This window comes from Streptomyces sp. JHA26 (assembly GCF_002005565.1).
Lineage (GTDB): Bacteria > Actinomycetota > Actinomycetes > Streptomycetales > Streptomycetaceae > Streptomyces.
The window spans coordinates 217,360-228,484 of sequence record NZ_BDJC01000004.1; the positions used below are offsets into that span (position 1 = coordinate 217,360).

Below are 11,125 nucleotides of genomic sequence, written 5' to 3' on the forward strand. Positions count from 1 at the left end.
GCATCCCCCAACCGAACCGCCCGGACGTGAGCCGCACGCCGGTGATGCCGACGACGTCGTCAAGGAGGGCCGCCGTGACCAGCGCAGCCGATACGGCACCTGCCGCACCCCAAGCCAAGCGGGACCGCACGCACTACCTCTACATCGCGGTGATCGTCGCGGTCGCCCTCGGCATCGCCGTCGGCCTGATCGCCCCCGACTTCGCGGTCGAGCTGAAGCCGATCGGCACCGGCTTCGTGAACCTGATCAAGATGATGATCTCGCCGATCATCTTCTGCACGATCGTGCTCGGCATCGGTTCGGTCCGCAAGGCGGCGAAGGTCGGCGCGGTGGGCGGCATCGCCCTCGCCTACTTCATGGTGATGTCGATGGTCGCCCTGGCGATCGGCCTGATCGTCGGCAACATCCTGGACCCGGGCACCGGCCTCGCGGTCACCGACGCCGTCAAGGAGACCGGTCACGCGCAGGTCGACGCCGAGGCCAAGGACACCACCGAGTTCCTGCTCGGCATCATCCCGACCACGATCGTCTCGGCGTTCACCGAGGGCGAGGTCCTGCAGACCCTGCTGGTCGCCCTGCTCTGCGGCTTCGCGCTCCAGGCGATGGGCGAGGCCGGCCGGCCCGTACTGCGCGGCGTCGAGCACATCCAGCGCCTGGTCTTCCGCGTCCTCGCCATGATCATGTGGGCGGCGCCGGTCGGCGCGTTCGGCGCGATGGCGGCGGTGACCGGTTCGGCCGGTGTGGACGCCCTGAAGAGCCTGGCCGTGCTGATGCTCGGCTTCTACGTCACCTGCATCCTGTTCGTCGTCGTGGTGCTGGGCGCCCTGCTGAAGATCTGCACCGGCGTCAACGCGCTCTCGCTCTTCAAGTACCTGGGCCGCGAGTTCCTGCTGATCCTGTCCACGTCCTCCTCCGAGTCGGCGCTGCCCCGTCTCATCGCCAAGATGGAGCACCTGGGCGTCAGCAAGCCGGTGGTCGGCATCACCGTCCCGACCGGCTACTCCTTCAACCTCGACGGCACCATGATCTACATGACCATGGCCTCGCTGTTCATCGCCGACGCCATGGGCACGCCGATGTCGATCGGTGAGCAGATCCCGCTGCTGCTGTTCCTGTTCGTCGCCTCCAAGGGCGCCGCCGGCGTCACCGGCGCGGGCCTCGCGACGCTGGCCGGCGGTCTCCAGTCGCACAAGCCCGCCCTGGTCGACGGCATCGGCCTGATCGTCGGCATCGACCGCTTCATGAGCGAGGCCCGCGCCCTGACCAACTTCGCGGGCAACGCGGTGGCCACCGTCCTGATCGGCACCTGGACCAAGGAGATCGACAAGGAGCGGGTCGCCGAGGTGCTGGCCGGGCGGGTCCCGTTCGACGAGCGGACGCTCCTCGACGACGGGCACGGCGGCGACGACACCCCGGCGCAGCTGCCCGAGCAGGGCGGCGAGAAGGAACTGGCGAAGGCCTGACGCCCGCTCCGCACCGACCCCGGGCGGCTGAGAGCTCCCCCCATTGCTCAGCCGCCCGGCCCTTCCTCACCTTCTCCTCCTCTTCCCTCCCCTCCCCTCTCCTCCCTCCTCTTTCCTCCTTGCCTTGACGTCGGCGTCAAGGCTTACGTTCGTCCTCATGCGAATCGGTGAGCTGGCCGCACGCGCCGGGACCACGACGCGGACGCTGCGGTACTACGAGTCACGCGGACTGCTGCCCGCGCGGCGGGACGCCCACGGGCACCGGACCTACGACGAGCGCGACGTGAAGCTGCTGGAGCAGATCAGGACGCTGCGCGACTTCGGGTTCGACCTGGAGGAGACCCGGCCCTTCGTGGAGTGTCTGCGGGCCGGACACCCGGAGGGGGACGCGTGCCCGGCGTCGCTCGCGGTCTACCGCCGCAAGCTGGCGGAGCTGGACGCGCTGATCGGCGAGCTGCGGGGCGTGCGCGCGACGGTCGCGGCCCAGCTGGCGCGGGCCGAGCGGGTGACGGCGGCCCTCGCCGCCGAGGCGCTGGTTCCGGGGGGTCCGGAACCCGGATGCGAACTGGGAGGGCAGACGTGGTGATCAGGACAGCAGGCGTGGCGGAGGTGACGGACGCCGACTTCGAGGCGGAGGTGCTCGGCTCGGATCTGCCGGTGCTCGTCGAGTTCACGGCCGACTGGTGCGGCCCCTGCCGGCAGCTGGCGCCGGTGCTGCGCGACATCGCCGCCGAGGAGGACGGCCGGCTGCGGGTGGTGCAGCTGGACGTGGACCGCAATCCGCAGACCACGGTGGCGTACGGCGTGCTGTCGATGCCGACGCTCATGGTGTTCCGGGAGGGTGAGCCGGTGAGGTCGATGGTGGGCGCCCGGCCCAAGCGGCGGCTGCTGGAGGAGCTGTCCGACGTGCTGTGATCCCGCCGACAGAAGAAATCCCCCGAGCGCAATTGCGCTCGGGGGATTTCTTTGCGTATATTCGATGATTCGTGACTTCAGGAAAAAGGTGTCACGAAGAAGTTCACTGAGCACAGTATATGTGGGCGGGAGTGGCATTGTCAAACAACGAATTTCCGGACGATGAATTGCGGCAGGAACAGGAATTCATCGACGGGCTGTACGCGCGCGTGGACGCGCTGCGCGGCGACACCGAGGTCTCGGTCACGGACGCGCTCGCGCAGGGCAACACCCCCATGCAGGCCAGACTGGAGCGGGACATCCTGGTCGCCGAGCGCTCCGGGCTGCTCGCCGCGCTCAACGCGGTGGACGGCTCCCTGTGCTTCGGCCGGATCGACCTCGCCTCCGGGGAGGCCCACCACATCGGCCGCATCGGCCTGCGCGCCGACGACGCCGAACGCACCCCGGTCCTGATCGACTGGCGGGCCGACGTCGCCCGCCCCTTCTACCTGGCGACCGGCCACACCCCGATGGGCCTGCGCCGCCGCCGGCACATCGCGAGCGAGGGCCGCCGCGTCACCGCCCTGCACGACGAGATCCTCGACCTCGGCGACGAGACCCGCACCGGCCACGAGGACCCGTCGGGCGACGCCGTGCTGCTCGCCGCGCTGAACTCCGCGCGCACCGGCCGCATGGGCGACATCGTGCAGACCATCCAGGCCGACCAGGACCGCATCATCCGCGCCCCGCACCGCGGCGTGCTGGTCGTCGAGGGCGGCCCCGGCACCGGCAAGACCGCCGTCGCCCTGCACCGCGCCGCCTACCTGCTCTACGAGCACCGCGAACTGCTCGCCAAGCGCGCCGTCCTCATCGTCGGCCCCAACCCGGCCTTCCTCGGCTACATCGGCGAGGTCCTGCCCTCCCTGGGCGAGACCGGGGTGCTCCTCGCGACCGTCGGCGAGCTGTTCCCCGGCGTGAAGGCCACCACCACGGACACCCCCGAGGCGGCGGCCGTCAAGGGCCGGGCCGACATGGCCGACGTCCTCGCCGAGGTGGTCCGCGACCGGCAGGCGCTGCCCGACCCGGTCATCGCGATCGAGCACGACCGTGACGTCCTCATGCTCGACGACGGCCTGGTCGGCGTCGCCCGCGAACGCACCCGCGCCACGGGACTGCCCCACAACGTGGCCCGCGAGCACTTCGAGGGCCACATCCTCAACACCCTCACCGACATGGTCGCCGAACGCATCGGCACCGACCCCTACGACGGCACCAACCTCCTCGACCCCAGCGACATCACCCAGATCCGCGACGAACTCGCCGAGAACCCCGAGGTCTGGGCCGCCGTCGACCGGCTCTGGCCCCGGCTCGCCCCGCAGCGACTGGTCGCCGACTTCCTCGCCGCGCCGGAGGCCTTCCTCACCGCCGAGGACGCCGCCGCCGTGCGCCGCCCGGTGACCCGGCACTGGACCGTCGCCGACGTCCCCCTGCTGGACGAGGCGGCCGAACTGCTCGGAGTGGACGACCGGATCGCCCGTACCCGCGCCGAACGCGAGCGGGCGGAGCAGATCGCCTACGCGCAGGGCGTGCTCGACGTGTCGTACGCCTCCCGAACGTACGAGTTCGAGGACAAGGACGAGGAGGACGCCGAGGTCCTGCTCGCGCACGACATCATCGACGCCGAGCGGTTCGCCGAGCGCCAGGAGGAGGAGGACCACCGCAGCGCCGCCGAGCGCGCCGCGGCCGACCGCACCTGGGCGTTCGGGCACATCATCGTCGACGAGGCGCAGGAACTGTCCCCGATGGCGTGGCGGCTGCTGATGCGCCGCTGCCCGACCCGCTCCATGACCCTGGTCGGCGACCCGGCGCAGACCGCGGAGGCGGCCGGCGTCGGCTCCTGGTCGAAGATCCTCGCCCCCTACGTCGAGGACCGCTGGGAGCACACCCGGCTCGGCGTCAACTACCGCACCCCGGCCGAGATCATGGACCTGGCGGCGGCCGTCGTCCGCGCCGAGGACCCGGAGTTCGCCCCGCCGAGCTCGGTGCGCTCCACGGGCGTACGGCCCTGGATCCGCGCCGCCGACGACCTCCCGGCCGCCGTCGCCGAGGCCGCCCGGGAGCTGACCCCCGACGAGGGCCGCCTCGCCGTCATCGCCCCGCGCGCACTGCACCGGGCGCTCGCGGCCCGGCTGGACGGCGTCACGGCGGGCACCGAGCCCGACCTGACCCGGCAGGTCGTCCTCCTCGACCCGCGCCAGTCCAAGGGCCTGGAGTTCGACTCCGTCCTGGTCGTCGAGCCCGGCCGCTACGGCACGAGCGACCTCTACGTGGCCCTCACCCGGGCCACCCAGCGGCTCGGCGTCCTGCACACCGAGCCGCTGCCGAAGGGCCTGGCGGACGCGGCCTGAGCGTCAGGCCGGGCGCAGCCACACCGTCGCCAGGGGCGGCAGGGTCAGCCGGATGCTCGCCGGCCGGCCGTGCCATCCCTGCGGCTCCGGCTTCACCGGGCCGGGATTGCGCACGTCGCCGCCCCCGTAACGGGCGGCGTCGGTGTTGAGGACCTCGTGCCAGGCGGGCACCTCGTCGGGGACGCCGAGCCGGTAGTCGGTGCGGACGACCGGCGCGAAGTGGGACACCGCCAGCAGCGGGGCGCCGTCCGCGTCGCACCGCAGGAACGCGAGGACGTTGTCCTCGGCGGCGTCCCCGACCACCCACGAGAAACCGGCGGGGTGGGTGTCCCGCTGCCACAGCGCGGGCGTGTCCCGGTAGACGGTGTTCAGATCGCGGACCAGGTCCAGCACGCCCCGGTGGTCGGCCGCCGCCCCGTACTGGGGATCGAGCAGCCACCAGTCGGGGCCGCGTTCCTCGGACCACTCGGCGCCCTGCGCGAACTCCTGCCCCATGAACAGCAGCTGCTTGCCGGGGTGGGCCCACATGAAGCCCAGGTACGCCCGCTCGTTCGCCCGCTGCTGCCACCAGTCGCCCGGCATCTTCGACACCAGCGACTTCTTGCCGTGCACCACCTCGTCGTGCGATATCGGCAGCACGTAGTTCTCGCTGTACGCGTACACCATGGAGAAGGTCATCTCGCCGTGGTGGTACGTGCGGTGCACCGGCTCGTGGCTCATGTACTGGAGCGAGTCGTGCATCCAGCCCATGTTCCACTTCAGCCCGAAGCCGAGGCCGCCGAAGCCGCTGGGACCCTTGTGGTGCGTGGCCCGCGTGACCCCGTCCCAGGCCGTGGACTCCTCGGCGACGGTCACCACGCCCGGCACCCGCCGGTACACCGTCGCGTTCATCTCCTGCAGGAACGCCACCGCGTCCAGGTTCTCCCGGCCGCCGTGCTCGTTCGGCGTCCACCGGCCCGGCTCGCGCGAGTAGTCCAGGTACAGCATCGAGGCGACCGCGTCCACGCGCAGCCCGTCGATGTGGAACTCCTCGCACCAGTAGACGGCGTTGGCGACCAGGAAGTTGCGCACCTCGCGGCGCCCGAAGTCGAACTCCAGCGTCCCCCAGTCCGGGTGCGCGGCCCGGAGCGGATCGGAGTGCTCGTACAGCGGACGCCCGTCGAACTCGGCCAGCGCCCAGTCGTCGCGCGGGAAGTGCGCCGGCACCCAGTCCATCAGGACGCCGATGCCGGCCTGGTGCAACCGGTCGACCAGGTACTTGAAGTCGTCGGGCTCGCCGAGCCGGGCCGTGGGCGCGTAGAAGCCGGTGACCTGGTAGCCCCACGAGCCGCCGAAGGGGTGCTCGGCGACCGGCATCAGTTCGACGTGCGTGAAGCCGAGGTCCTTGACGTACGCGGGCAGTTGATCCGCCAGCTCGCGGTACGACAGCCCCGGCCGCCAGGACGGCAGGTGGACCTCGTACACCGACATCGGGGCCTCGTGCGCGGGCACGCCGGCGCGTGAGGCCAGCCACGCGTCGTCGCCCCAGGTGTAGTCCGAGGCGTACACGACGGAGGACGTGGCCGGCGGCACCTCCGTGCGGCGGGCCAGCGGGTCGGCGCGGAAGGTGCGCGAGCCGTCGGGCCGGGTGATCTCGAACTTGTACAGTTCGCCCGCGCCGACGCCGGGCAGGAACACCTCCCACACGCCGGTCCCGCCGAGCGACCGCATGGGGTGGCCGGTGCCGTCCCAGAAGTTGAAGCCGCCGGCGACCCGCACCCCGCGCGCGTTCGGCGCCCACACCGCGAAGCGGGTGCCGGCCACTCCCTGGTGGGTCGTCGGGTGCGCGCCGAGCGCCTGCCACAGCTGCTCGTGCCGGCCCTCGCCGATCAGGTGCAGGTCCAGGTCGCCCAGCGTGGGCAGGAAGCGGTAGGGGTCCTCGGTCTCCTGGACCGTCCCCTGGTAGGCGACGAGGAGCCGGTAGGCGGGGACCTCGTCGAGCGGCAGCAGACCCGAGAAGAAGCCGTCCCCGTCGTGGTGCAGCTCGGCGCGCAGCTCCCCGGCCAGGACGGTCACGGCGAGCGCGTACGGCCGGAACACCCGGACGGCGACTCCGCCGGGCACCGGGTGCGCGCCGAGCACGGAGTGCGGGTCGTGGTGCGTGCCGGCCAGCAGCCGCTCCCGGTCGGTCGTGTCGAGGGCGGGGGCGGCCTCGGCGGTCGCCCTCCCGGCCGGGGGCCGACGGGCCGCGGTCTTCCGCGCGACCGCCTTCCTGGCGGGCGTCCCCTGCGCGAGCGTGCTCTTCGCGGCCGCGTCCTTCGCCACGGTCTTCTTGACGGCCGTCTTCTCGGCGGCTGTCTTCTTCGCGGCCGTCTTTTTGGCAGCTGTCTCCCTCGCGGCCGTTTTCTTCGCCGCCGGCTGCTTCGTGGCCGCGGTTTTCTTCGCTGCCGGCTCCCTCGTGGCCGCGGTCTTCCTCGCGGTCGTCTTCTTGACTGCCGGCTGCTTCGTGGCCGCGGTTTTCTTCGCCGCCGGCTCCCTCGTGGCCGCCGTCTTCTTCACGGTCGCCGGTTCGGCGGACGCCGGTTTCGCGGGGGTCTTCTTCGCCACCCTCTTCTTCTGAGGGGCCGCCGCCTTCTTCGCGGCGCGCTGCTCCTCGGCCGTCTTCTTCGGATCAGGACCGCTGGACGGGGGGCGGGGGGTCACGGGCGGAGCCTCCTGGATGACGAGCGAGCGGGAAACGGGGGTCAAGAGGGGACGCCGGGCCGGCCGGGCGCGGCCAGGCGGCGCACCGCGGACAGGGGGACCGGGAGCCAGTCGGGGCGGTGCCGGGCCTCGTACACCACCTCGTAGACGGCCTTGTCCGTCTCGTAGGCGCGCAGCAGCACCGGGTCGGTGCGCGGGTCGAAGCCGCCGGCCTCCGCGTACCCGGTGCAGTACGCGGCCCGGCAGGTCTCGGCCCAGCCGGGCACCGGGACGTCGGCGGAGTGCGCCGCGTAGTCGAAGGAGCGCAGCATCCCCGCGACGTCCCGCACCGCCGGCTGCGGCATCCGCCGCTCGGCCAGCGGTCTCGCGGGCTCGCCCTCGAAGTCGATCAGCGACCACTGCCCGGACGGCGACCGCAGGCACTGTCCGAGGTGCAGGTCGCCGTGGACGCGCTGCGCGGTCCAGGTGCGGCCCTCGCCGGCCAGGTCGGCCAGGGCCGTGAACGCCGTGCGCAGCCCGGGCGCGTACGGCAGCAGGGCCGGCACCGCATGGACGGCCTCCTCCAGCCGCGCGATCATGCCGTCGACCAGCGGCCGCAGCCGGCCGTGGCCCAGCGTGACCGTCGGCAGCGCGCGGGCCAACGCGGTGTGCACCTCGGCGGTCGCCCGGCCCAGCGCCCGCGCCTCGGCGGCGAAGTCCTGGCCCTTGGCCAGTTCGCGCAGGGCCAGCTCCCAGCCGTCGGTCGCGCCCTGCACGTACGGCTGGAGCACGCCCAGCACCCAGGTCTGCCCGGCCAGGTCCGCCGTCATCCAGCCCGTGGGCGCCGGCACCCGGGGGCAGCCCTCACGGACCAGCGCCAGCGGCAGCTCCAGATCGGGGTTGACCCCGGGCACGATCCGGCGCAGCACCTTGAGAATGAACGTGTCTCCGTACACGACCGACGAGTTCGACTGCTCGGCGGTCATCAGGCGCGGCACCAGCCCGGTACGGATCTCCTGGTCCGGGTCGCGCTCGAAGCTGAGCCCGCCGACCCGGGCCCGGGTGCGCAGCGCCTCCAGAAGCACCTCGGCGGGCCGGGTGTCGTAGAGGGCGTCGTAGACGGTGCGTCCGGCCAGCGGGCCCTCGGTGACGTGGCCGATCAGGGCGGGCGCCAGCCGGGGCGGCAGCGCCTCGCGCACCCCTATCAGGAGTTGGTAGCAGTCGCCCGGCTGATCGGGGGTGCCGGGGACCGGCCCGGAGGGCTGGTGGGCGCGCACCAGCACGTGGAAGAGACCGAGACGGGCGTCGGCCGGCAGCAGCTCGGTGGCCGCGACCAGCGAGAACCCGGTGACCGGGCGCCCCTTGCCCGCGAACCAGCGCTGCCGCGGCAGCCATCCCCGCAACAGCGGGTCCAGGGACGCAAGGAGTCCGGGCGGGCTCGTGACGGTGCGTATGACGGCTTCCGACATGGCGTCGCGTCCTTTCCCCGGGTCGACGGGGTGTGAGTGATGCGTGCCCAGGGCGGGACGGTGGAAACCGACCCGCCCCGGGCCTGGGCTAGGCGGCGTCCTTGCGGAGCCGGAACCAGTAGAAGCCGTGCCCGGCGAGCGTCAGCAGGTACGGCAGCTCACCGACCGCCGGGAAGCGGACCCCGCCGAACAGCTCGACGGGGTGACGGCCCTCGAAGGCGCTCAGATCGAGCTCGGTGGGCTGCGCGAACCGGGAGAAGTTGTGGACGCACAGCACCAGGTCGTCCTCGTGTTCGCGCAGGAAGGCCAGCACGGCGGGGTTGGACGAGGGCAGCTCGGTGTACGAACCCAGGCCGAAGGCCGCGTTCTGCTTGCGGATCTCGATCATGCGGCGGGTCCAGTGCAGCAGCGAGGACGGCGAGGCCATCGACGCCTCGACGTTCGTCACCTGGTAGCCGTAGACCGGGTCCATGATCGTCGGCAGGAAGAGCCGCCCCGGGTCCGACGACGAGAAGCCGGCGTTGCGGTCCGGCGTCCACTGCATCGGGGTGCGCACCGCGTCGCGGTCGCCGAGCCAGATGTTGTCGCCCATGCCGATCTCGTCGCCGTAGTACAGGATCGGCGAGCCGGGCAGGGACAGCAGCAGGGCCGTGAACAGCTCGATCTGGTTGCGGTCGTTGTCGAGGAGCGGGGCCAGGCGGCGCCGGATGCCGATGTTGGCGCGCATCCGCGGGTCCTTGGCGTACTCGGCCCACATGTAGTCGCGTTCCTCGTCGGTGACCATCTCCAGGGTCAGCTCGTCGTGGTTGCGCAGGAAGATGCCCCACTGGCAGCCCGACGGGATCGCCGGGGTCTTGGCGAGGATCTCCGAGACCGGGTAGCGCGACTCCCGCCGGACCGCCATGAAGATCCGCGGCATCACCGGGAAGTGGAACGCCATGTGGCACTCGTCGCCGCCGCTCGGGTAGTCGCCGAAGTAGTCGACGACGTCCTCCGGCCACTGGTTGGCCTCGGCGAGGAGGACCGTGTCCGGGTACTGCGCGTCGATCTCCTTGCGCACCCGCTTCAGGAAGGCGTGCGTGGCCGGCAGGTTCTCGCAGTTGGTGCCCTCCTGCTGGTACAGGTAGGGCACGGCGTCGAGCCGGAAGCCGTCGATGCCGAGGTCCAGCCAGAACTTCAGCGCGGCCAGCATCTCCTCCTGCACGGCCGGGTTCTCGTAGTTCAGGTCCGGCTGGTGGGAGAAGAAGCGGTGCCAGAAGTACTGCTTGCGGACCGGGTCGTAGGTCCAGTTCGACGCCTCGGTGTCCACGAAGATGATCCGCGCGTCCTGGAACTGCTTGTCGTCGTCCGCCCAGACGTAGTAGTCGCCGTAGGGGCCGTCGGGGTTCTTCCGCGACTCCTGGAACCACGGGTGCTGGTCGCTGGTGTGGTTCATGACGAAGTCGATGATCACGCGCATGCCGCGCTGGTGCGCCGAGTCCACGAACTCGACGAAGTCGGCCAGGTCGCCGAACTCGGGCAGCACGGCGGTGTAGTCGGAGACGTCGTACCCGCCGTCCCTGAGCGGCGACTTGAAGAAGGGCGGCAGCCACAGGCAGTCCACGCCCAGCCATTGGAGGTAGTCCAGTTTGGCGGTCAGTCCCTTGAGGTCGCCGACGCCGTCGCCGTTGCTGTCCTGGAAGGAGCGCACGAGGACCTCGTAGAAGACGGCCCGTTTGAACCAGTCCGGGTCGCGGTCCTTGGCCGGGGTGTCCTCGAAGGTGTCCGGTACGGGCTCGTTGACGATCATGTGGTGGGGGACCCTCCGATCTGCGGGGTGGACGGTCGCAGAACCGTGCAGACGTGCGCGGGCGTACGGCCCGGCTCGAGGCGCACATAGTTGGTCCTGCCCCAGTGGTAGGTCTCACCGGTGAGCTCGTCGCGCACCGGCACCGACTCGTGCCAGTCCAGGCCGAGTTGCGGCATGTCCAACGAGACCGTGGCCTCCTGGGTGTGGTGGGGGTCGAGGTTGACGACCACCAGAACCGTGTTCGAACCCTGCCGCTTCGAGTACACGATCACCTCCTCCTTGTCCGCGTGGTGGAAGTGCAGATCACGCAGCTGCCGCAGGGCCGGGTTCTCGCGTCGGACGGCGTTGAGTCTGGCGATGAGGGGGGCGATGGTGCGGCCTTCGCGGTGGGCGGCGTCCCAGTCGCGGGGTCTGAGCTGGTACTTCTCGCTGTCGAGGTAC

The 11,125-nt window shown here is 71.5% G+C and carries 8 protein-coding genes; 4 read left to right on the forward strand and 4 right to left on the reverse strand.

Going from position 1 to position 11,125, the window contains the following annotated elements; genetic code table 11:
• Positions 1-74 precede the first annotated feature (74 nt).
• The 4 genes from JHAT_RS04325 to JHAT_RS04340 all read left to right on the forward strand — a co-directional run bounded on the left by JHAT_RS04325 (position 75) and on the right by JHAT_RS04340 (position 4,765).
• Positions 75-1,463 carry a cation:dicarboxylate symporter family transporter gene (locus JHAT_RS04325; protein ID WP_077796683.1) on the forward strand — a complete coding sequence of 463 codons (1,389 nt, stop codon included), beginning with the start codon at positions 75-77 and terminating at the stop codon, positions 1,461-1,463.
• A 157-nt stretch (positions 1,464-1,620) separates the two neighbouring features.
• Complete coding sequence (locus JHAT_RS04330; protein WP_077796684.1) at positions 1,621-2,049, forward strand: MerR family transcriptional regulator; 429 nt, start codon at positions 1,621-1,623, stop codon at positions 2,047-2,049.
• Positions 2,046-2,378, forward strand: coding sequence for a thioredoxin (gene trxA / locus JHAT_RS04335; RefSeq protein WP_107481816.1), 333 nt, complete (start codon positions 2,046-2,048; stop codon positions 2,376-2,378). The genes JHAT_RS04330 and trxA overlap by 4 nt, the downstream gene beginning before the upstream one ends.
• A 119-nt stretch (positions 2,379-2,497) precedes the next feature.
• Positions 2,498-4,765, forward strand: a complete 2,268-nt coding sequence (locus tag JHAT_RS04340) for an AAA family ATPase (protein WP_077796686.1) — start codon at positions 2,498-2,500, stop codon at positions 4,763-4,765.
• 3 nt (positions 4,766-4,768) lie between these two features.
• On the opposite strand, the gene glgB is transcribed toward JHAT_RS04340, so the two are convergent.
• The 4 genes from glgB to JHAT_RS04360 all read right to left on the reverse strand — a co-directional run.
• Positions 4,769-7,447: a 1,4-alpha-glucan branching enzyme gene (gene glgB, locus JHAT_RS04345; protein ID WP_171990738.1), complete on the reverse strand. Its 2,679-nt coding sequence runs from the start codon at positions 7,445-7,447 to the stop codon at positions 4,769-4,771.
• Positions 7,448-7,488: 41 nt separating this feature from the next.
• A complete protein-coding gene (locus tag JHAT_RS04350; RefSeq protein WP_077796687.1) occupies positions 7,489-8,895 on the reverse strand; it encodes a phosphotransferase in 1,407 nt (468 codons plus the stop codon).
• 88 nt (positions 8,896-8,983) lie between these two features.
• Complete coding sequence (gene treS, locus JHAT_RS04355) at positions 8,984-10,684, reverse strand: maltose alpha-D-glucosyltransferase (protein WP_077796688.1); 1,701 nt, start codon at positions 10,682-10,684, stop codon at positions 8,984-8,986.
• Positions 10,681-11,125, reverse strand: a 445-nt coding sequence (locus JHAT_RS04360; RefSeq protein WP_143660351.1) for a DUF3459 domain-containing protein, incomplete at its 5' end; no start/stop codon positions are given. The genes JHAT_RS04360 and treS, both read right to left, overlap by 4 nt.